The sequence below is a fragment of the Streptantibioticus cattleyicolor NRRL 8057 = DSM 46488 genome (assembly GCF_000240165.1).
Classification (GTDB): Bacteria; Actinomycetota; Actinomycetes; order Streptomycetales; family Streptomycetaceae; genus Streptantibioticus; species Streptantibioticus cattleyicolor.
Genome location: NC_017586.1, coordinates 1521073 through 1542841, shown reverse-complemented (window position 1 = coordinate 1542841; position 21769 = coordinate 1521073). Strand labels below are relative to the sequence as shown.

Annotated in this window: 16 protein-coding genes and 2 pseudogenes; 11 read left to right on the top strand and 7 right to left on the bottom strand. The window is 75.4% G+C overall.

Annotated elements, in window-relative coordinates:
- Nucleotides 1-56: 56 nt before the first annotated feature.
- Nucleotides 57-1112: an MBL fold metallo-hydrolase gene (locus SCATT_RS06565; protein WP_014142176.1), complete on the bottom strand. Its 1056-nt coding sequence runs from the start codon at nucleotides 1110-1112 to the stop codon at nucleotides 57-59.
- A 113-nt stretch (nucleotides 1113-1225) separates the two neighbouring features.
- Here SCATT_RS06565 and SCATT_RS06560 point away from each other — a divergent pair, with 113 nt between their 5' ends.
- From SCATT_RS06560 to SCATT_RS06540, 6 genes and pseudogenes are all read left to right on the top strand, one after another.
- Nucleotides 1226-2692, top strand: coding sequence for an aldehyde dehydrogenase (locus tag SCATT_RS06560; protein WP_014142175.1), 1467 nt, complete (start codon nucleotides 1226-1228; stop codon nucleotides 2690-2692).
- 53 nt (nucleotides 2693-2745) lie between these two features.
- A pseudogene (locus SCATT_RS39355) lies at nucleotides 2746-2926 on the top strand (ferredoxin).
- Between the two features lie 455 nt (nucleotides 2927-3381).
- A complete protein-coding gene (lanKC, locus tag SCATT_RS06555; protein WP_014142173.1) occupies nucleotides 3382-6030 on the top strand; it encodes a class III lanthionine synthetase LanKC in 2649 nt (882 codons plus the stop codon).
- 36 nt (nucleotides 6031-6066) lie between these two features.
- Nucleotides 6067-6180 carry a SapB/AmfS family lanthipeptide gene (locus SCATT_RS06550; protein WP_014142172.1) on the top strand — a complete coding sequence of 38 codons (114 nt, stop codon included), beginning with the start codon at nucleotides 6067-6069 and terminating at the stop codon, nucleotides 6178-6180.
- A gap of 111 nt (nucleotides 6181-6291) precedes the next feature.
- Nucleotides 6292-7980: pseudogene (locus SCATT_RS06545) on the top strand (ABC transporter ATP-binding protein); the annotation flags it as partial.
- Between the two features lie 572 nt (nucleotides 7981-8552).
- Complete coding sequence (locus tag SCATT_RS06540) at nucleotides 8553-10328, top strand: ATP-binding cassette domain-containing protein (protein ID WP_014627603.1); 1776 nt, start codon at nucleotides 8553-8555, stop codon at nucleotides 10326-10328.
- On the opposite strand, the gene SCATT_RS06535 is transcribed toward SCATT_RS06540, so the two are convergent.
- Both SCATT_RS06535 and SCATT_RS06530 read right to left on the bottom strand, forming a co-directional pair.
- Nucleotides 10305-11039, bottom strand: coding sequence for a response regulator transcription factor (locus SCATT_RS06535; RefSeq protein WP_014142169.1), 735 nt, complete (start codon nucleotides 11037-11039; stop codon nucleotides 10305-10307). The two genes, SCATT_RS06540 and SCATT_RS06535, sit on opposite strands and share 24 nt — an antisense overlap.
- A gap of 321 nt (nucleotides 11040-11360) precedes the next feature.
- Nucleotides 11361-11987 carry a TetR family transcriptional regulator gene (locus tag SCATT_RS06530; protein ID WP_014142168.1) on the bottom strand — a complete coding sequence of 209 codons (627 nt, stop codon included), beginning with the start codon at nucleotides 11985-11987 and terminating at the stop codon, nucleotides 11361-11363.
- A 243-nt stretch (nucleotides 11988-12230) separates the two neighbouring features.
- Here SCATT_RS06530 and SCATT_RS06525 point away from each other — a divergent pair, with 243 nt between their 5' ends.
- From SCATT_RS06525 to SCATT_RS06510, 4 genes are all read left to right on the top strand, one after another.
- On the top strand, nucleotides 12231-13637 hold the full coding sequence (locus SCATT_RS06525) for a glycosyltransferase family 4 protein (RefSeq protein WP_014142167.1): 1407 nt from the start codon (nucleotides 12231-12233) through the stop codon (nucleotides 13635-13637).
- A gap of 13 nt (nucleotides 13638-13650) precedes the next feature.
- Nucleotides 13651-14388, top strand: a complete 738-nt coding sequence (locus SCATT_RS06520) for a class I SAM-dependent methyltransferase (protein WP_014142166.1) — start codon at nucleotides 13651-13653, stop codon at nucleotides 14386-14388.
- Nucleotides 14385-15476, top strand: a complete 1092-nt coding sequence (locus SCATT_RS06515; protein ID WP_014142165.1) for a prenyltransferase/squalene oxidase repeat-containing protein — start codon at nucleotides 14385-14387, stop codon at nucleotides 15474-15476. Before SCATT_RS06520 ends, SCATT_RS06515 begins: the two co-directional genes overlap by 4 nt.
- 133 nt (nucleotides 15477-15609) lie before the next feature.
- Nucleotides 15610-16392 (top strand): maleylpyruvate isomerase family mycothiol-dependent enzyme, encoded by a 783-nt coding sequence (locus SCATT_RS06510; protein ID WP_014142164.1) that lies wholly within the window; start codon nucleotides 15610-15612, stop codon nucleotides 16390-16392.
- A gap of 10 nt (nucleotides 16393-16402) precedes the next feature.
- Here SCATT_RS06510 and SCATT_RS06505 read toward each other — a convergent pair whose 3' ends face one another.
- The 4 genes from SCATT_RS06505 to SCATT_RS06490 all read right to left on the bottom strand — a co-directional run bounded on the left by SCATT_RS06505 (nucleotide 16403) and on the right by SCATT_RS06490 (nucleotide 20113).
- On the bottom strand, nucleotides 16403-17413 hold the full coding sequence (locus SCATT_RS06505) for an LLM class F420-dependent oxidoreductase (RefSeq protein ID WP_014142163.1): 1011 nt from the start codon (nucleotides 17411-17413) through the stop codon (nucleotides 16403-16405).
- A 90-nt stretch (nucleotides 17414-17503) separates the two neighbouring features.
- Complete coding sequence (locus SCATT_RS06500; protein WP_014142162.1) at nucleotides 17504-18310, bottom strand: DUF5336 domain-containing protein; 807 nt, start codon at nucleotides 18308-18310, stop codon at nucleotides 17504-17506.
- Nucleotides 18311-18472: 162 nt separating this feature from the next.
- Nucleotides 18473-19375: an N-acetylmuramoyl-L-alanine amidase gene (locus SCATT_RS06495; protein WP_014142161.1), complete on the bottom strand. Its 903-nt coding sequence runs from the start codon at nucleotides 19373-19375 to the stop codon at nucleotides 18473-18475.
- A gap of 63 nt (nucleotides 19376-19438) precedes the next feature.
- A complete protein-coding gene (locus tag SCATT_RS06490) occupies nucleotides 19439-20113 on the bottom strand; it encodes a class I SAM-dependent methyltransferase (protein WP_014142160.1) in 675 nt (224 codons plus the stop codon).
- A 210-nt stretch (nucleotides 20114-20323) separates the two neighbouring features.
- Here SCATT_RS06490 and SCATT_RS06485 point away from each other — a divergent pair, with 210 nt between their 5' ends.
- A complete protein-coding gene (locus tag SCATT_RS06485) occupies nucleotides 20324-21769 on the top strand; it encodes an MFS transporter (protein ID WP_014142159.1) in 1446 nt (481 codons plus the stop codon).

The following is a 21769-nucleotide window of genomic DNA, read 5'->3' as shown; positions in this document are numbered from 1 at the left end:
TCGCTGTGCCCGCGCCCCTCGTACCGGGCCCGGTCCCGCGCCCCCGATGTGACCGGTCACACGGCGCGGTAGGCCACCGGGTCGGTGCCGGGCACGGGGGCCGCCAGCCCCGACCTGACCAGTCGTCGCAGATGGGCGGCGGCCTCGAAGACGGCGATGGTCCGGGAGCCGGACGGGATCTTCTCCCAGGGCCGGTTCCACTCCATGGCGGCGGCCAGCTGCCAGCAGGTCAGCGGGGCCGGGGTGAGCAGCGTCCGTACCCCGGCGAGCCGGGCGGCGTGGTGGCGCCGGATCGCCCGCACCCGGGCCGGGGCGTCGCGGAACGCGTACTGGTGGGCCGGGAGCACCTCGGCCGGGTCGAGGGCGGCCACCGTGTCCAGCGAGGCGAGGTAGTCGCCCAGCGGATCCTGCTCGGGGCCGTCGTCGTCTTCGTAGAGCCCGATGTGCGGGGTGATCCCCGGCAGCAGGTGGTCGCCGGAGAAGAGCCGGCGGCCCTCCTCCAGGTGGAGGCAGACGTGGCCGGGGGTGTGGCCGGGGGTCCAGACCACCCGCAGTCGGCGGCCGGGCAGGTCGGCGAGTTCGCCCGGGGTCAGCTCGCGGTCCGGGAGCGCGGCGCGGGCGGCGGCGGGGCCGCGGGAGGTGCCGGCGGCGAGGGCGGTACGCAGCGGGGCCAGGTGCGCTTCGGGGGCCCCGGCGGCGGCCAGCCGGGCGATCACGTACTCCAGCCACCGGTTCGGCCCGGTGGCCCGGGAACGCCGGATCACCTCGATGTCGGCCGGGTGCATGGCGATCCACGCCCCGGAGGCATCCCGGACCCGGGCCGACAGTCCGTGGTGGTCGGGGTGGTGATGGGTGACCAGCACCCCGTACACGTCCTCGACGCGGGTGCCGCAGGCCCGCAGTCCCTCGGTGAGCGCGTCCCAGGAGGCCGGGTCGTCCCAGCCGGTGTCCACCAGCACCGGGCCGCGGTCGGTGGCCACCACGTGCACCAGGGTGTGGCCGAGCGGGTTGTCCGGGATGGGGACCGGCAGGCTCCACACCCCGCCGTGGTGGTCGACGACGCCGGGCGGGGGCGGGACGGGGCCGGGGCTGCCGTTCGTCGGCGGTGGCATCGGCGGTCCCCCTTCGCGCCCGGCCGGGGGCGGGCCCCGCGCATTGCCCACTATAACCGGAACTGGTAACAGTTCTGACTAGTCGTCAGAAACTTTGGTGAGGCGGAGGGGCGATGACCGAAGCGGCCGTCATGGAGTACAAGCAGCTCTACATCGGCGGGGAGCTGACCGACCCCGCGGGCGGCGAGGTGATCGAGGTGATCTCGCCGCACACCGAGGAGGCCGTCGGACGGGTCCCCGCGGCCTGCCCGGCCGACGTCGACCGGGCGGTGGCCGCCGCCCGCGAGGCGTTCGACCACGGGCCCTGGCCGCGTACCCCGATCGGCGAGCGGATCGCGGTGGTGACCCGGATCAAGGACGCCCTCGCCGCGCGCCACGAGGAGGTCGCCCGGCTGATCAGCACGGAGAACGGCTCCCCGTACGGCTGGGGGGTCTTCGCGCAGGCGCTCGGCGCGGTGCTGGTGTGGGACGCGGCGCTCACCGTGGCCCGCGACTTCGTGGCCGAGGAACCGAGGGCCGGGGTGCTCGGGCCGCTGCTGGTGCGCCGGGAGCCGGTGGGCGTGGTGGCCGCGGTGGTGCCGTGGAACGTCCCGCAGTTCGTGGCCGCCGCCAAGCTCGCGCCCGCGCTGCTGGCCGGCTGTCCGGTGATCCTCAAGCCCTCCCCGGAGACCCCGCTCGACGCGTATCTGCTGGCCGGGATCGCCGCCGAGGCCGGGCTGCCGCCCGGGGTGCTCTCGGTGCTGCCGGCCGGGCGGGAGACCAGCGAGTACCTGGTCGGCCACCCCGGCGTCGACAAGGTCTCCTTCACCGGCTCGGTCGCCACCGGCAAACGCGTCATGGAGGTCGCCGCCCGCAACCTGACCCGGGTCACGCTGGAACTCGGCGGCAAGTCCGCCGCGATCGTCCTCCCCGACGCCGACCTGGACGCCGCGGTGGCCGGCATCGTCCCCAACGCCTGGATGAACAACGGCCAGGCGTGCGTCGCGCAGACCCGCATCCTCGCGCCGCGCCGCCACTACGCCGAGATCGCCGACCGCCTCACGGCCGCCGCCCGCGCGCTGGTGGTCGGCGACCCGCTGGACCCGGCCACCCAGGTCGGCCCGCTGGTCGCCCGCCGCCAGCAGCGGCGCTCCCTCGACTACGTCGAACTCGGCCGACGCGAGGGCGCCACCGTCCTGACCGGCGGCGGACGCCCGGCCGGCCTGCCCAAGGGCTGGTACGTCGAGCCGACCCTCTTCGGCGACGTGGCCAACACCATGCGCGTCGCCCGCGAGGAGATCTTCGGCCCGGTCGTCTGCCTGGTGCCCTACGAGGACGAGGAGGAGGCGGTCCGCATCGCCGACGACTCCGACTACGGGCTCTCCGGCAGCGTGTGGACCGCCGACGTGGAACGCGGCGTCGAGATCGCCCGCCGGATCCGTACCGGCACCTACTCGGTGAACACCTTCAGCCTCGACATGCTCGGCCCCTTCGGCGGCTTCAAGAACTCCGGCCTGGGACGGGAGTTCGGCCCCGAGGGGTTCGCCGAATACCTGGAGCACAAGATGATCCACCTGCCGGCCGGGGAGGGCGCCGCGTGACCGCCGGACGCTGGCGGGTCGAGGTCGACACCGCCGTCTGCGTCGGCTCCGGCATGTGCGCCGGCCACGCCCCCCACGTCTTCGCCCTCGACCCCACCCGCCGCTCCCACCCCCTGACCCCCCCACACCGACCCCGCCCCCGACGTCCTGACCGCCGCCGAACACTGCCCGGTGGAAGCGATCCGGCTCACCCGGGCGGAGACGGGCGAGCCGGTTTTCCCTCCGGAGGAGTAGCGGGAGCCGCCCCGCCCGGGGCCGTGGCGGCCGTGCCGTGGGGCGGGGCGGCTCCGCCGGTGGGGCCACCGGCGTGCCGGGGCCGTCGGCGGGCGGTGCTGTGGTGGTTGGGCACCTCGTGCTGCGGGCCGCCTCCGGCGTCGGGCGGGTCGGCTCCGCCGGTGGGGCCACCGGCGTGCCGGGGCCGTCGGCGGACGGGTCGGCTTCGGTGCGGGGCGGGGTGCGGCGAAGCCGCCCGTGGTGGCGGTGGGCGCGCTGTCGTGCGGCCGGAGCGGGTGGGGGTTCGTGCTGTGGACGGGCCTGGCGGGCCCGGCCTCTGACGCTCCGTCGGTACGGAACCGTGCCCTCGGCCGAACTCGTGCGTTCGTCACGGCCGCATCGTGACAGTCATGACTGTTCCCCCTCGGGGGCCGCGTGGAAATCTCTGAGCCACGCGCTGCCGAGGGGGACATCCGATGGATCAGCGGTACGAGGTCTACAGCCTCGCCGACCGGCACTTCTACGAGACGCCCGACCGCATCGCCGGCCTGGGCGGCGGCGAGACCCAGGAGTTCGACACCGCACGGCGTGAGGTCCCCGCCGGATGGCGCTCCGCCCGCAGCGGCGACTGGCTCCACCTCAACCCGGTGGACGCCGAAGGCAACCCGCTGCCGGGACAACCGCTGCAAGGCTGGAAGATCCACGTCTCGGCCACCCGGGAGAACGCCGACAAGGTCGCCGCCCAGGTGTGGGACTACTGCGTGCCCAGGGCGCTGCCGTTCAAGTTCGTTCCCGCGCCGCACCTGCTGCACCTGCGCAACAACAAGTACGCCGGACGCGACGGCAGCGGCAAGTTCGTCACCGTCTACCCGCGCGACGAGGAGCAACTCCACACCGTGCTGCGGGAACTGGGCGCTCTGCTCGACGGGCAGCCCGGCCCCTACATCCTCACCGACCTGCGCTGGATGGACGGCCCGCTGTACGTGCGGTACGGCGCCTTCGCCCGCCGCTTCTGCGTGAACGAGCGCGGCAAGCTGGTGCCCGCCATCGAGGACGACCAGGGCCGGCTGGTGCCCGACCCGCGCGACCCGGCGTTCCGCACCCCGCCGTGGGTCACCCTGCCCGACTTCCTCGCCCCGCAGCTCGCCGCCCGCAACGCCACCACCGTGGGCGACCTGCCGTACCGCATCGAGAAGGCGCTCCACTTCTCCAACGGCGGCGGCGTCTACCAGGGCACCGACACCCGCGACGGCCGCAAGGTGGTGCTCAAGGAGGGCCGCCCGTACGCCGGGCTCGCCGCCGACGGCGCCGACGCGGTCACCCGGCTGGAACGGGAGAAGGCCGCCCTCGACCGGCTCGCCGGGCTCGGTGTCGCCCCCGAGGTACGCGACTGGTTCACCCTCGGCGACCACCGCTTCCTGGTGATGGACTTCCTGGAGGGGCGCACCCTCAACTCGTTCTTCGCCGAACGCCATCCGCTGCTGGCCGCCGACCCGGACCCGGACGCGGTGGCCGCCTACACCGAGTGGGCGCTGCGCATCCACCGGGCGGTGGAGGAGGCGGTGGCCGCGGTGCACGGCCGCGGGCTGGTCTTCAACGACCTGCACATGTTCAACATCATGGTCGGCCCGGACGAGTCCTCGGTCGCCCTGCTGGACTTCGAGGCCGCCGCGCCCGCCGCCGACCGCGGCCGGCAGGTGGTGGCCCATCCCGGCTTCTTCGCGCCGCCGGACCGCACCGGCGCCGACGTCGACCGCTACGCCCTGGCGTGTCTGCGGCTCGCCCTCTTCCTGCCGATCACCACCTTGCTGGTGGTCGACCGGGGCAAGGCGGCCCACCTCGCGGAGGTGATCGCCGGCCAGTTCCCGGCGGTGCCGGCCGCCTTCCTGGACGAGGCGGTACGGGAGATCACCCGCGGTCCGGCCGAGGGCGCGGCGTTCGTCCCGGCCCCGGCGGCGCCCGCGATCCCGGCCACCCCGCAGGCGTGGCCGGCCGGCCGGGACTCCATGGTGGCCGGCATCCTGGCCGCCGCCACGCCCGGCCGTGACGACCGGCTCTTCCCCGGCGACATCGCCCAGTTCTCCGACGGCGGCGGCCTCGGGCTGGCGTACGGCGCCGCCGGAGTGCTCTACGCGCTCGACGCCAGCGGGGCACCCCGGTACCCGGACGGCGAGGAATGGCTGCTGCGCCATACCGACCCGGTGCCGCCCGGCACCCCGCTCGGCCTCTACGACGGACTGGCCGGCGTCGCCTACCTCCTCGACCGCCTCGGCCACCGGCAACGCGCCCTCGACCTGACCGAGACCGTGCTCGGCGAGAAGTGGCAGCGCCTCGGCTCCGATCTGCACGGCGGACTCGCCGGCCTCGGCCTCGTCCTGGACCACCTGGCCCACACCACCGGCGAGACCGAACTGCGCACCCGGGCCATGGAGGCCGCCCAGACCATCGCGGACCGGATCACCACCGACCCCGAGGTCACCGGCGACGTCCCGGCCGGCAAACGCGCCGCCCGCCGCGCCGGACTGATGCGCGGCGTCACCGGCCCCGCCCTGCTCTTCCTCCGCCTGCACCAACGCACCGGCGACCCCGCCCTGCTCGACCTCGCCGCCCACGCGCTCCGCGCCGACCTGGCCCGCTGCGTCACCCGGGACACCGGCGCCGTGGAGGTGGACGAGGGCTGGCGCACCATGCCGTACCTCGGTGACGGCAGCGTGGGTGTCGGATTGGTGCTCGACGACTACCTGACGGCGCGTCAGGACGAGGGGTTCGCCCGCGCCCGGGACGGCATCCTGCTCGCCGCCCGCTCCCGGTTCTACGCCCAGCCCGGCCTCTTCCAGGGCCGCGCCGGAATGGTCCTCCACCTGAACCGCACCACCGCGCCGGGCGCCACGCCCGGCGACCTCGCCGCGCAGGTCCGCGCGCTCGACTGGTACCGGATGTCCTACCAGGGGCACATCGCCTTCCCCGGCCACCAGATGATGCGCCTGTCGACCGACCTCGGCACCGGAACCGCGGGCGTCCTGCTCGCCCTGGGCGCGGCCCTCGGCGACACCGGGGCCCACCTGCCGTTCCTCCCGCCGCCACCGCGGCCCACCGACCGGCCCCACCACGTGGTGGAGCCGTAGCAGGAAAATCCCGTCCCCACGATGAAAGGAAACACCATGGCACTCCTCGACCTGCAGAACATGGAGTCCGAAGAGCTCAACGGCGGCGGCGCCAGCACCGTGAGCCTGCTGTCGTGCGTGAGCGCGGGCAGCGTCATCCTCTGCGTGTGACCACGCTCCGGGTATGACCTGGAAGGCGGGCCCTCCTCCGGGAGGGCCCGCCTTGCCCTTCTCACGTCCCCGATCCGACCGACCCGACCGATCCGTACGGAGCTGACGCCGGTGACCGCCACGCCGAGTGCCGCCCCCGCCGAACCGCTGCGGTGGCTGCTGCGGCACACCGCCGGACGGACCGCCGTGGCCTGGGCGGTGGCCACCGCCGCGGCCGGCGCGACCCTCGCCCTGCCGCTGGTGCTCGGCCACACCCTCGACCTGCTGCTCGGCCGCGCCGCCGGCGGCCGGACGCTGTCGTGGACGGCCGGCTGCGCCGTGCTGATCGCCGTCTCGGCGCTGCTGGAGACGGCGGAGGACTGGCTGACCGCCACGGTGACCGCGCGCGGCACGGCGTCGCTGCGCCACCGGCTGCTGCGCCAGGTGCTCGCCGCCGGCCCCTCCGGCGCCCGGTTCTCCTCCGGCGACCTGGTGACCCGGCTGGTGGGCAACGCGGCCGACGCCGGAGCGGTGCCCGCCGCGCTCGCCACCGCGCTGTCGGCGGTCGTGGTCCCGGCCGGCGCCATCACCGCGCTGGTGCTGATCGACCCGTGGACCGCCGCCGCGTTCCTGGGCGGGGTGCCGGTGCTCGCCGTGGTGCTGCGGGCCTTCGCCCGTTCCGCCGGTGACTGCGCCGCCCGCTACCAGCAGGTGCAGGGGCGGATCGCCGCCCGGCTGATCGAGGCGGTGGACGGCGCCCGTACCATCGCGGCGGCCGGCACCGCCACCCGCGAGACCCGCCGGATCCTCGCCCCGCTGCCCGAACTCTCCCGGCAGGGCCACCGGATGTGGCGGGTGCAGGGACGTTCCACCGCGCAATCCCTGCTGGTCGTCCCGCTGTTGCAGCTCGCCGTGGTCGCGGTGGCCGGCTGCCGGCTCGCGGCGGGGGCGCTCACGGTGGGGGAGGTGCTCGCGGTGGCCCGCTACGCGGTGCTGGCCACCGGGATCGGCGTGCTGGTCGGCCAGTTGTCCACCGTGGTACGCGGACGGGCGGCCGGCCGTCGCCTCGCCGAGGTGCTGGCGTGTCCCGCCCCGCGCCACGGAACGCGCGAACTGCCGCCCGGCGACGGGGCGTTGGAACTGCGCGGGGTGACCGTGCTGCGGGACGGCGCCCCCGTACTGCGCGACGTCGACCTGCTGGTGCCCGGCGGCAGCACGGTGGCCGTCGTCGGCCGCTCCGGGGCCGGAAAGTCCGTCCTGGCCGCGGTGGCCGGCCGGCTGATCGACCCGGACGGCGGGGTCGCCGTGCTCGACGGCGTCCCGCTGCCGGAACTGACCCGGGACGAACTGCGCCGCCAGGTCGCCTACGCCTTCGCCCGCCCCGCGCCGCTCGGCGGCACGATCGCCGGCACCATCGCCTTCGGCGCCGACGAGCCCCCTCCGGAACGGATCCGCACCGCCGCCCGCGCCGCCCGCGCCGACGACTTCGTCCGCCGCCTTCCCGCCGGTTACGCCACCGCCTGCGCCGACGCCCCGCTCTCCGGCGGCGAACTCCAACGCCTCGGCCTCGCCCGCGCGTTCGCCCACGCCCAACGCCTGCTGATCCTCGACGACGCCACCTCCAGCCTCGACACCGTCACCGAACGCCAGGTCACCCACGCCCTCCTGCGGGACGTACGCGCCCGTACCCGCCTGGTCGTCGCCCACCGCGCCACCACCGCCGCCGGCGCCGACCTCGTCGCCTGGCTCGACTCCGGCCGCCTCCGCCGCCTCGCCCCCCACCACGTCCTGTGGCGCCACCCCGACTACCGCGCCGTCTTCGCCCCCGACGACCCCCCCACCCCGCAGGAGCCCCCCCCATGCGCCCTGACCCCGCCCGCCCCGCCGCCCCCGCGCAACGCCGGGGGGCCGGTGCGACGGGTGCGTCCGCGGACGCGGACGATGCCGCCGGGGGGCCGCAGGTCAACGGCGGGGTGGCGGGGGGCGAGGGGGGTCCGGGGCCGGAGGCTGACGGCGCGGGCGTCGGGCTTTCCGGCGGGGCGTCCGCGGACGCGGTCCCGAGCGGTGGCGGCGGGGTGCCGCACGTCGACGGAGAGCCGGCTCCGAGCGTTGGCGGCGGGGCGCCGTACCCCAACGACGGGGCGAGCGTGGGGCGTTCGGGCACGGCGCACGCCTCCGGGGGCGCTGCCGTCGGGGTGCCGCAGGTCAACGGCGGGGCGTCTGCGGGCGCGGTCCCGAGCGGTGGCACCGGGGCGCCCCACCCCAATGTCGGCTCGGACGCGGGGCGTTCGGGCGGGGCGCACGCCTCCGGGGGGTCACGGGCGCCACACCTCAACGGCGAGGTGAACGTATCCGGGGGCGCGGCCAGCCGGGCGTCACACGCCGACGAAGGCGTGGACGGCGGACGGTTCGCGGGGGTGCGGGAGGGGTGGGGGTTCTTTCGGCGGCGGCGGGGGGTGGTGGGGCGGTTGGCGGCGTGGTCGGTGCTGGAGGCGGGGCAGACGTTGCTCGCCGGGTACGCGCCGGCGCGGGCGTTGGACGCGGGGTTCCTGGCGCACCGGCCGCTGACGGGGCTGGGGTGGCTGGGGGTGGCGGCGGTGGCGGTGCCGGCCGGCGCGTACGGCACCGGCCGGGTGTACCGCAACGTGGCCGCCCTCGCCGAACCGCTGCGGGACGCCCTGGTGCGCCGGGTCGTCGCGCGCGGGGTGCGGCGGGCCGAGGCGGCGGCGGTCTCCCGGCTGACCCATCAGGTGGAGATCGCCCGGGACACGTTCGCCGGGCTGGTTCTGCTCGCTCGTTCGTTCGTCTTCACCGCGGTGGGCGCCCTCACCGGTCTGCTGCTGCTCGATCCGCTACTGCTGGTGGTCGTCGTGCCGCCGCTCGCGGTGGGGCTGGCGCTCTTCGCGGCGACCCTGCGGCCGATGGCCCGGCGGCAGGAGGCGTTCCTCACCGCGGACGAGGCGATCGCGGCCGAACTCGCCCTGGTCAGCGGCGGGTTGCGGGACGTCACCGCGGCCGGCGCGGAGGACCGGGTGGCCGCCGGGGCCGGGGCGCTGATCGACGCCGAGTACCGCGCCGCGCGCCGGCTGGCCTGGTGGTCGGTGGTGCGCGCGGCGGCCCCGGTGGCCGGCGGTCGCCTCCCGGTGGTGCTGCTGCTCGCCCTGGCGCCGTGGCTGACCGGACGCGGGGTCACCCCGGGCGCCCTGGTCGGCGCGCTGACCTACCTCACGCAGTCGCTCCAGCCCGCGTTGCAGACCCTCACCCACGGCCTGGGCACCGGCGGCTCCCGGCTCACCGTGGTGCTGCGCCGGCTGCTGCGCGGCGCGGACGCGTCCCCGCGCCCGGCCCCCGTACCCCCCGGCGGGCCGCCTCCCGGCGCCCCCGCCGTCGAACTGCGCGGGGTCACCTTCGGGTACGGCCCCGGGGCGGAGCCGGTGGTGCGCGGGCTGGACCTGACGGTGCCGCACGGCGGACACCTCGCCGTGGTCGGGCCGTCCGGGGTGGGCAAGTCCACGGTGACCGCGCTGATCGCCGGGGTGCTGGTGGCGGACGCGGGACGGATCCGGGTGTGCGGGGCGCCGCCCGGTCCGCCCGCGCACCGGGTGCTCATCCCGCAGGAGGCGTACGTGTTCACCGGGACCGTCCGCGACAACCTCGGCTACCTGCGCGAGGACCCGGTGGCCGACGACGAGGCGCGGGCGGCGGCCGAGGCGGTGGGCGCGGCCCGGCTGATCGACCGGCTCGGCGGGCTGGACGCGCCGCTCGACCCGGCCGCGCTGGCGGCGGGTGAACGCCAACTGATCGCGCTGGCACGGGCGTTCCTCTCACCCGCCCCCGTCGTGCTTCTCGACGAGGCCACCTGCCACCTCGACCCGGCCGCCGAGGCGCGGGCGGAACGGGCGTTCGCCGCTCGCCCGGGGGGAACGCTCATCGTGGTCGCGCACCGGATCGCCTCCGCCCGCCGGGCCGGCCGCGTCCTGGTGATGGACGGGCCGCACACCGACTGCGGTACCCACCAGGAGCTGCTGGATCGTTCCGCCCGCTACCGGGACCTGGTCGGCGCGTGGGACGGCCGGGCGGATGCGGAGGCCGGGGCGGAGGAAGAGGCGCCGGAGGCGGCGACGGGAACGGAGCGGGTCGGCCGCTCACACCCAGCCGGCCCCCTGTGAGATGCGGATGGCGTCCACCCGGTTGCGGGCGCCGGTCTTGCGGTTGATCGCCGCCATGTAGTTGCGCACCGTGCCGTTGGACAGGTGGAGGCTGCGGGCGATCTCGGCGACCGAGGCACCCTCGGCGGCCAGCGTCAGCACGCTCAACTCGCGGTTGGTGAGCGGGATTTCGGAGGCGCGCAGGAAGTCGAAACCGAGCGAGGTGTCGACGAAACGTTTCCCTTCCGCGACGCGGCGGATCGCCGTGGCGAGGGCGTCCGGCGGGGCGTCCTTGTTGACGTACCCGAGCGCCTGGGCCCGCGAGGCGCGGCGCAGCAGGCCGGGCTTGCTCGGCGCGGCCAGCACGAGCAGCGCGGGCCGGGACGGTCTGCCGGGGTCACCGGCGCCCGGTGTTCGGCTGCCCGGCGCCGGTGCGGGGGCGGCCGTACGCGGCCGTGCCGACGGCCCGGCGGCGGGGTCCCCCGCGGCGGCCGGGCCGGAGTGCGGTGCCAGGACGTTGTTCAGCCCCGCCGGACCCTCCTCGGTGCCCAGTCCGGCGGAGCCGGGACACTCCACGTCGACCACGCAGACATCCGGCCGTACGGTGCGCACGGCCGATTTCAGCTCCCCCCAACTCGTCGCCGTCACGTCCAGGTCGTCCTCCCGGCCGAGCAGCGCCGCCAGCGCCGACCCGAGCAGGCGGGTGTCATGCACCACAAGGACCCGTATCACGAACAGCCTCCCCTTTACCCCCAGTACCGCCGTGCCCCCCGAAACAGGACCATTAGTACCCGGGGTCGGCGGCCCCAAGGGCGTCGATTCCGGCCAAGGCAGAGTGCGCCAGGGAGCGCGCGCGGCGCGCGTTTCCCTTCCGCACGCCCCAACCCGTGCGCCCCCAGGGCGACACCTGCGGAAGTGCGCTCCGAGGGCGCGCCCCCGCAGTGCCCTCGCGGGCAGCGAAAGGCTCCGAAGTGCCCCCGGCGGAACCCGGCCGCGCTCGTACGGGCGCGTTCCGCCGTCGAGGCCGTCCGCCGGTCCGCCCCCGGCGTACGGTCAGCCGTCGGCGCGCCCGGCGCCCGCCGGGACCGGCAGGTCGATCAGTCGGCACACCGTCTCGATGTCGATCTTGACCTGGGCGATGGAGGCGCGGCCGGACAGCCAGGTCACCAGCGCGGAGTGCCAGGTGTGTTCGATGACCCGGACCACGGAGAGCTGGTCGGGGCCGGGCGGCCCGGGCAGCCGCATGGCGTCCAGGATGATCGCGGTGGTCAGCCGGGAGACGGTGTCCACCTCGGCGCTGACCGACCGGTCGGCGAAGGTGAGCGCGCGCACCATGGCGTCGGCCAGATGCGGTTCGCGCTGCATGGCACGGAACGCCCGCATCAGCGTCTCGGCGACCCGGGCCGACGGCTCGGCGGCGGTCGGCGGGCGCTTGCGCAGCGCCTCGTGCATCTGCCGCAACTGGTCCTGCATGGTGGCCACCAGCAGATGCACCTTGGAGGGGAAGTACCGGTACAAAGTGCCCAGTGCCACCTGGGAGTTCTCGGCGACCTCGCGCATCTGGACGGCGTCGAAACCGCCCCGGCCCGCCAGCGCCGCGCCGGCGTCGAGGATGCGTCGGCGGCGGGCCTCCTGACGTTCCGTCAGCGGCGGGGTGGCCGGCTTCGGTCCGGTGGCCATATGTCCCCTTCCGTGGAATCCGTCCGCAGCCCCGGCCGGGCCGGGTGCTCCGCGCATCATGGCAGGCTGGTGTGCGCATGATGGCAGGCGCCGAGCCGTGGCGCGAATCACCCGACGGCCCCCTGGCGGCCCGGCTACCTGCCGGTACATTCGAGGTTCGTTGGACGCCCAAGTCTGAAACTTGTTCTAGATTGACGCGACCGGTTACGCTCCGGCCGAAGCGCAGTGAGAAGGGGGCCGTGAGTGACAGCCGAGGCCGCTCAGGCAGCAGTCGGGCAGGCACCCCCCGCGTCCGCGGCGCCCTCCGGCCGCCTCGCCGGACGCCCGCTGACCGACCGCGCCCCGCACCGCCAGGCCCCCGCCGACCCCGAAGGGCCGCTGCGCGTCGCCCTGCTCACCTACAAGGGCAACCCCTTCTGCGGCGGCCAGGGCGTCTACGTCCGCCACCTGTCCCGGGAACTCGCCCGGCTCGGCCACACCGTCGAGGTCATCGGCGCCCAGCCCTACCCGGTGCTCGACGACGGCGTCACCCTCACCGAACTGCCCAGCCTCGACCTGTACCGGCAGCCCGACCCGTTCCGCACCCCCGCCCGCGAGGAGTACCGGGACTGGATCGACGCCCTCGAAGTGGCCACCATGTGGACCGGCGGCTTCCCCGAACCGCTCACCTTCTCGCTGCGGGTACGCCGTCTGCTGGCCGCCCGGCGCCGTGACTTCGACGTCGTCCACGACAACCAGACCCTCGGCTACGGACTGCTGGGCATGGACCGCGTAGGCCTGCCGCTGGTCACCACCATCCACCACCCCGTCACCGTGGACCGCCGGCTCGACCTGGCCGCCGCGCAGGACTGGAAGCGGCGGCTGTCGGTACGCCGCTGGTACGGCTTCACGCAGATGCAGAAGCGGGTGGCCCGCCGGCTGCCCAGCGTGCTCACCGTCTCCGGCTCCTCGCGCCGGGAGATCGTCGACGACCTCGGGGTGCGCCCGGAGCGCGTCCACGTCGTCCCGATCGGCGCCGACACCCGGCTGTTCGCCCCCGACCCCTCGGTGCCCGAGGTGCCCGGGCGGATCGTCACCACCTCCAGCGCCGACGTCCCGCTCAAGGGGCTGGTCTTCCTGATCGAGGCGCTCGCCGCGGTGCGCTCCCGGCACCCGGACGCCCACCTGGTGGTGGTCGGCAAGCGCGCCGACGACGGGCCGGTGGCCGCCGCCATCGAACGCCTCGGGCTCGGCCGCCACGTCGAGTTCGTCAAGGGCATCTCCGACCCCGAACTGGTGGACCTGGTGCGCTCCGCCGAGGTGGCCTGCGTGCCCTCGCTCTACGAAGGTTTCTCGCTGCCCGCCGCCGAGGCGATGGCCACCGGCACCCCGCTGGTCGCCACCACCGGCGGCGCGATCCCCGAGGTCGCCGGGGCGGACGGCGAGACGTGCCTGGCCGTGCCGCCCGGTGACGCGGACGCCCTGGCCACCGCGCTCGGCCGGCTGCTGGGGGACCCGGCCCTGCGTGCCCGGCTCGGCGCCGCCGGCCGCGACCGCGTACTGGCCCGCTTCACCTGGGAGCAGGCCGCGCGCGGCACGGCGGAGCGCTACCGGGAAGCCATCGCCCGACGCAGGAGTCTCCCGGGGACCGCCCCCCGGACCCCCAACTGAAAGCTGAGTCCACGTGCTGACCGTCGACTTCTCCCGCTTCCCGCTCGCCCCCGGCGACCGGGTGCTCGACCTCGGATGCGGTGCCGGGCGCCATGCCTTCGAGTGCTACCGGCGCGGCGCGAACGTCGTCGCCCTGGACCGCGACGGCGACGAGATCCGCGAGGTCGCCAAGTGGTTCGCGGCCATGAAGGAGGCCGGGGAGGCGCCCGCCGGGGCGAGCGCCACCGCCATGGAGGGGGACGCGCTCCAACTGCCGTTCCCCGACGAGAGCTTCGACGTGGTCATCATCTCCGAGGTCATGGAGCACATACCGGACGACAAGGGGGTGCTCGCCGAGATGGTCCGGGTGTTGCGCCCCGGCGGCCGGATCGCGGTCACCGTGCCCCGTTACGGCCCGGAGAAGGTCTGCTGGGCACTCTCCGACGCCTACCACGAGGTCGAGGGCGGCCACATCCGCATCTACCGCGCCGACGAACTGCTGGAGCGGATGCGCGAGGCGGGGCTGCGCCCGTACGGCACCCACCACGCGCACGGGCTGCACAGCCCCTACTGGTGGCTCAAGTGCGCCTTCGGCGTCGACAACGACCAGGCGCTGCCGGTGAAGGCGTACCACAAGCTGCTGGTGTGGGACATCATGAAGAAGCCGCTGGTCACCCGGGTCGCCGAACGCGCGCTCAACCCGCTGATCGGCAAGAGCTTCGTCGCCTACGCCACCAAGCCGCACACCCCGCGCGCCGAGGTGCGTCCGTGACGAGTCCGGGGCGCACCGAGCGACTCGTCCTGCCGGGGGTGCTCACCGCGGAGCAGGCCGCCCGCACGGTCGCCGGGATCGCCGCGACGCAGCGTCCGGACGGCTCCATACCGTGGTTCACCGGCGGCCACCTCGACCCGTGGGACCACGTCGAGGCGGCCATGGCGCTCGACGCGGCCGGCGAGCACGAGCGCGCCGCGGCGGCCTACCGCTGGCTGGCGGAGCGCCAGAACCCGGACGGCTCCTGGTACGCCGCCTACGTCGACGGCGAACCGACCGACCGCGGCCGGGAGTCCAACTTCTGCGCCTACATCGCGGTCGGCGTCTGGCACCACTACCTGTCCACCGGTGACGAGGCGTTCCTCGACACCATGTGGCCGCACGTCTTCGCGGCCGTCGAGTTCGTGCTCTCCCTCGCGCTGCCCGGCGGCCAGATCGCCTGGCGGTGCGGGGAGGACGGCGACGTGCCCGCCGAGGCGCTGCTGACCGGGTGCTCCTCCATCTACCAGGCGCTGCGCTGCGCGCTGGCCGCCGCCGAGCACCGCGAGGACCCGCAGCCCGACTGGGAGCTGGCCACCGGCGCGCTGGGCCACGCCATCACCCATCACCCCGAGCGCTTCCTGGACAAGGGGCGCTACTCGATGGACTGGTACTACCCGGTGCTCGGCGGCGCGCTGCGCGGCCCGGCGGCCAAGGCCCGGATCGAGTCCCGCTGGGACGAGTTCGTGGTGCCCGGCCTCGGCGCCCGCTGCGTGCTGCCCAACCCGTGGGTGACCGGCGGCGAGAGCGCCGAACTGGCGCTGGCGCTGTGGGCGATGGGCGAGTCGGACCGGGCGGTGGAGATCCTGCGCTCCATCGGCCATCTGCGCGCCGAGGACGGGATGTACTGGACCGGGTACGTCTTCGCCGACGACGCGGTGTGGCCGGAGGAGAAGACCACCTGGACCGCGGGCGCGCTGCTGCTGGCGGTGGCGGCGCTCGGCGGTGACGAGGCGACCACCGCGGTCTTCGAGGGCGGCCGGCTCCCGGTCGGCCTCACCGGCCCCGCCGACCGCTGCTGCGGCGGGGCGGCCGGGCAGCTCCGCTGATCGCGGGGGCCCGCGCCGGATCGTCCGCGGCGGTAGGCTGTCGAACGTCTGTTCGTGATGGACCGGTCCGAGGAGTGACCGGTCCGCTACTGTGTGCCGGAACGACAGCCGGCAGACGACATGGAGGCCGCTGGTGCCCGTGCTCGACCATGACGCTTACCTGTCCCAGCTGACCGCGGAGGCCGACCGCCTGCGCGAGGTCCTGCGGGACGCCGACCCCGGCGCCCACGTCCCGACCTGCCCCGACTGGTCGCTGGCCGAACTGATCGGACACCTCGGCGGCGTCCACCGCTGGGTCACCCAGGTGGTGACCACCCGGGCGCAGGAGCCGCTCCGCCGCGACCTGGTGGCCGGCGACGAGCCCCCGAAGGACGCCGAGGGGCTGGCCCGATGGCTCGGCGACGGGGTCACCCCGCTGGTGGCCGCGCTGCGCGAGGCCGGCCCCGACACCCGGGTGTGGTCCTGGGCGGGCGTGCCCACCACCGCGTTCTGGTCCCGCCGGATGGTGCTGGAGACGCTGGTGCACCGGGCGGACGCGGCCATCGCGCTCCAGCGCCCCTACGACGCCCCCGCCGAACTCGCCGCCGACGCCATCGACGAGTGGCTGGAGCTCATGGCGTCCGAGTCGGCCCTGCGGTTCCGCCCGCAACTGGCCGAACTGCGCGGCGACGGCGAGCGGTTGCACCTGCACGCCACCGACGCCCCGGCCCAGCTGAACGCCGAATGGGTCGTCGAACGCACCCCGCAGGGCATCACCTGGCGCCGCGAGCACGCCAAGGGCGACGTAGCGTTGCGTGCCCCGCTCACCGACCTCTTCCTCGCCTTCCACCGCCGGCTCCCGCTGGACCACGAACGGCTGGAGATCATCGGCGACCGGGCGCTGCTCGACCACTGGCTGGAGCACACCGCGTTCTGAACGAACCGGCTCACAGCACCAGTTCGGCCAGCACCCGCAGGGTGTCCGCGTCCGGCGCGGTGACCAGCAGATCGGTCACCGGGCCGGCGCGCCAGGCGGCCAGCCGCTCGGCGATCCGCTCGCGTGGCCCGACCAGCGAGATCTCGTCGGCGAAGGCGTCCGGCACCGCCGCCACCGCCTCCGCCCGCCGCCCGGCCAGGAAGAGCCGCCGGATCTCCCGCGCCTGCTCCGGGTATCCCATCCGGGCCATCAGATCGGCGTGGAAGTTGCGCGACGCGGCGCCCATGCCGCCGATGTAGAACCCCAGCATCGCCTTGACCGGGGCCAGCCCCTGCGCCGGGTTGTCGCAGACCGCCGCGCGGACCAGCGGGGCCACCATGAAGCCCGGTTCCGCCGCCGCCAGCGCGTCGGCGAAGAGCCCGGCGCGCTCCGGCGACCAGTACAACGGCAACCAGCCGTCGGCGATCCGGGCGGCCTGGGCGACGTTGCGCGGGCCCTCGGCGCCGAGCAGCACCGGCAGACCGGGGCGGAGCGGATGGGTGATCGCCTTGAGCGGCCGGCCGAGCCCGGTGGCGTCCGGCCCCCGGTACGGCAGCGGGTGGTACTCCCCGGCCAGCTCCACCGGGGCCTCGCGGCGCAGCACCTGGCGGACCACGGCCACGTACTCGCGGGTCGCGGTCAGCGGGCTGGCCGGGAACGGGCGTCCGTACCACCCCTCGACAACCTGCGGGCCGGACAGCCCCAGCCCCAGCAGCATCCGCCCGCCGGACAGATGGTCCAGGGTGAGCGCGTGCATGGCGGTGGCGGCCGGGGCGCGGGCGGCCATCTGGGCCACCGCGGTGCCCAGCAGGATGCGGCTGGTACGGGCCGCGATCCAGGTCAGCGGGGTGAAGGCGTCCGAGCCCCAGGACTCCGCGGTCCACACCGAGTGGTAGCCGAGGCGTTCGGCCTCCACCGCGAGCGCCACGTGCCCGGGGTCCGGGCCCCGCCCCCAGTACCCCAGCGCCAGCCCCAGCCGCATCGCGTCCACCGCCCCTGAATCTGACGTACCGTCAGGTAAGCGTAGGGCCCCCTCCGCGTGGTGCGGAAGGGGCCCGTACGGTACGGCGGTTCAGCCGCGCTGGATGCCCGAGGTGTCCTGGAGCACCCCGCGGCGCCCGGTCTGGGTCTGCGCCACCAGCGCCGAACCCCGCTGCTCCACCGCCAGGTACCAGGTGCCCGGCGCCAACTCGTCGATCGGCACCGGAGAACCGTCCTCCGAGTACAGCGGCCGGGTCACCGGCACGGCGAACCAGAACGGCGCGAACTCCGGCTCGGGCGCCCCCGCCGCGCCCGGTCCGCCCGCCTGCGGCGCCGCCGCGTACCCCGGCTGACCCGCCGCCGGATAGCCGTAACCGGCGGCCGGCGAGGCCCCGTACGGCTGCCCCGTGTACTGCTGCGGCGCCGGCTTGGCGGCCGGCAGCAGCGGCGCCTTCAGGGCCGGCGCGGTACGCGAGAGCACCGACAGCGCGGCCAGCGCCAGCGCCGCCACCAGCCCCAGGTAGGCGCCGATGCCCAGGCTCACCTGCTTGTTGAACCCCTGCCCGTGCGGGTCGTAGGCGAGGTCGCCGAAGAGCGACCAGATCGCCGACCAGGCGGTGACCACCGCGGTCACGGTGCCCCAGTACGGCAGCGATATCCCCAGCAGCCGGCGGTCCTCCGGCAGCGCGCGGGCGGCGATCAGGAACGCCGCGGCGATCAGCCCGGCCAGCGTCACGGCCGGCAGCAGCGGGTAGAGCGCCGGGCTCCAGCCGCTGACCGAGCAGTCGGAGGTGTTGCACTGGTCGATGGAGAAGTACGGCAGGAAGGACGCGATCAGCAGCAGCACCGCTGCACCGATCACCCCGCCGTCTCCTCGGGTGAGGGAGCGGATGTTCACGTGGTGGTCCTCTTCGTCGGTGTGGTGGTTCGTCGCCGGCGGCGGTGGCCTGGGCCGGCTCCGCACGGCGGTAGGAGCGCGGGGGCGGGCCCCATGGTACGGGGGCTTACTCGATCGGGTGACCCGGGTTGACGTGCGGGGGGCGCTCGCGGGGCGCGAACGTCAGCCGCGGCCCTGGAGAAAAGCGGCGATCCCGTCCGAGATGCCCCGGGCGGCCCGCTGCCGCCACGCCGGATCGGTCAGCAGCGCCGCGTCCCGCGCGTTGCGCATGTTCCCGCACTCGACGAAGACCTTGGGGACCTTCGACAGGTTGAGCCCGCCGAGGTCGTCGCGGACCGTCATCCCGCTGCCGCCGCCGAGGTAGTCGGCGTACGAGGTGCCGGTGTCGGCCGCGAAACGGGAACGCACCGCCAGTCCCAGCCGGCGCGACGGGGCCGCGATGCCGGTGGTGTCGGCCGCCCCGGCGCGCACCGGCGCGGGCATGATCACATGGAAGCCCCGGCCGTCCGCCGGGCCGCCGTCCGCGTGCACCGACACGCTCGCGTCGGCGTGCGCCTCGTTGGCGATCCGGGCCCGCTCGTCCACGCACGGCCCCCACGCCCGGTCGCCGTCCTGGGTCAGCTCCACCTTGGCGCCCAGCGCGGTCAGCAGCGTCCGCACCCGCCGCGAGACGTCCAGGGTGAAGGACGCCTCCGGGTAACCGGCGTCGGTGGAGGTGCCCGTGGTGTCGCATTCCTTGCGGTTGGTACCGATGTCGACCTGGCGGTCGATCTCGACCGTGTGGAACTGGTTGCCGTTGTTGTGGCCCGGGTCCAGCACGACCACCTTGCCGGCCAGCGGACGGCCGGCGGCGGTGGGGGAGGGTACGGGCCGGGACGCGGACGCCGTCGGCGTGTGGACCGGCGCCGGTGCGGCGTGCGGGTGCCCTTGCGCGTGCCCCTGCGCCGCCTGGTACACCAGCCACCCGGCGAACCCCGTCGGCACCAACGCCGCCACCGCCAGCGCCGCCGCCCCGCCAGGGCCACGGCGCGGGCCCCTCGTCGGTTCGCCGCTGTCGCCGGACATCCCCGCGATGCTACCTCCCGCCCCGCGGAGTGCCCGGCCCCGGGGCGGCTCCGCCCGGAGGCGTCAGCGGGGCGGGGTGCGGCGCAGGACGCGGAGTGAGCCGGTGACGGAGAGCTCTTCGAAGCGGCCGGAGTCCAGGGCGCGGAGGTAGACGCGGTAGGGGGCCTGGCCGCCGTCGGCGGGGTCGGGGAAGACGTCGTGGATGACGAGGAGGCCGCCGTCGGCCAGGTGCGGGGTCCACCCCTCGTAGTCGGCGGTGGCGTGTTCGTCGGTGTGGCCGCCGTCGATGAAGACCAGGCCGAGCGGGGCGGCCCAGAGCGCGGCGGCCCGGGGGGAGCGGCCGACCAGCGCGATCACCTGGTCCTCCAGGCCGGCCGCGTGCAGGGTGCGGCGGAACGAGGGCAGCGTGTCCATCAGCCCGACCTCCGGGTCGACCAGCCCGGGGTCGTGGTACTCCCAGCCGGGCTGCTGCTCCTCGCTGCCGCGGTGGTGGTCCACGGTGACCGCGCTCACCCCGGCCTCCCGCGCGGCGGCGGCCAGCAGGATGGTGGAGCGCCCGCAGTACGTGCCGACCTCCAGCAGCGGCAGCCCCAGCCGCCCCGCCGTCACCGCCGCCGCGTACAGCGCCAGCCCCTCGTCCACGGGCATGAACCCCTTGGCCGCCTCGAAGGCCGCCAGCACGGCCTCGTCCGGCCGTGCCCCCGTCCCCGCTCGCGTCGGCACCGGTGCCTGGGTCATACGTACTGCCGCCTCTCCGGTCGTCGATGTGCGGCCCATCGTGCCCTACCGCGGCGCACGGGGCGACGGGTGGGGCACGTGGCTGACGCGTCATCAGGTTCGGGGCGGGCGGCGTCGGCCCGGGTACGTCGCGCGTCCTAGGACCGGTACGCCGGGTCTTCCTTCCAAAAACCGATGCGTCGCACACGCGACCGACGAGACCATGGGAGCATGACCGACCTCACCGAGCAGCAGAGCCGACGACCCGCCGTACGTTCCGGTGGCACCCCTCCGGCGTGGGCGGTCCTGGTCGCCGCCTGCGCCGGGCAGTTCCTCGTGGTCCTCGACGTCTCCGTGGTCAACGTCGCGCTGCCCGCGATACGCACCACCCTCGGGCTGAGCGCCACCGGGCTGCAATGGGTGGTCAACGCCTACGCGCTCACCTTCGCCGGGTTCCTGCTGCTGGGCGGCCGGGCCGCCGACCTCTTCGGCCGCAAGCGGGTCTTCCTCACCGGCCTGTCCCTGTTCACCCTCGCCAGCCTGGCCGGCGGCCTCTCCCACCAGCCGTGGCAGCTGCTCACCGCCCGCGCGGTGCAGGGCCTGGGCGCCGCCGTGCTCTCCCCGGCCACCTTGACCATCCTCACCACCTCCTTCCCGGCCGGCCCGGCCCGCACCCGGGCCATCGGCACCTGGACGGCGGTCGGGGCCGGCGGCGGCGCGGCCGGCGGCCTGGTCGGCGGCGTCCTCACCGACTACCTGTCGTGGCGCTGGGTGCTGCTGGTCAACGTGCCGATCGGGGCCCTGGTGCTGGTCCTCAGCGCGCTGCGCCTCGCCGAGTCCCGGTCCGCCGCCGCCCGCCGGCTCGACATACCCGGGGCCGTCCTGGTCACCGGCGGCGTGGCCGCCCTGGCGTACGGCATCGTGCAGACCGGGGAACGCGGCTGGGGCTCCGCCGGCGCCCTGCTGCCGCTGCTCGGCGGGGTGGCGGTGCTGGTGCTCTTCGGCGTCGTGGAGTCCCGTACCCGTGAACCGCTGATGCCGCTCGCCCTGTTCCGGGTGCGCTCGGTGTCGGCGGGGAACGCGGTGATGCTGGTGTGCGGCGCCGCGATGTTCTCGATGTGGTACTTCATGTCGCTCTACCTGCAGAACGTGCTCCACTACAGCCCGTTGCGGGCCGGTCTCGCCTTCCTGCCGTTCTCGCTGTCGATCGTGGCCGGCTCCACGCTGGCCCCGCGGCTGATGACCCGGTTCGACGGCCGGACGCTGGCCGCGGTGGGCGCGGTGCTGGAGGCGGCCGGGTTCGCCTGGGTGAGCCGGCTCTCCGCGGACGGCACCTTCACCGGGACGATCCTGGGCCCCGCGATCGTGATGTCCTTCGGCGCGGGGCTGCTGATGACCCCGCTGGCCGCCGCCGCCACCTCCGGGGCCGGCCCCGCCGAGGCCGGGCTCGTCTCCGGGCTGGTCAACACCTCCCGGCAGATCGGCGGCGCCCTCGGCCTGACCGTCCTGACCACGGTGGCCGCCGACCGCATCGGCACCGCCACCGACCCGGCCGCCCTCTCCGCCGGATACGGCCGCGTCTACCTGGTGGCGGCCGGCTTCGTCCTCGTCGCCACCGTGCTCGTCCTCACCACCCTGCCGCGCGTCAAGCGCACCGCCCAGCCGGCCGAGGCGTGA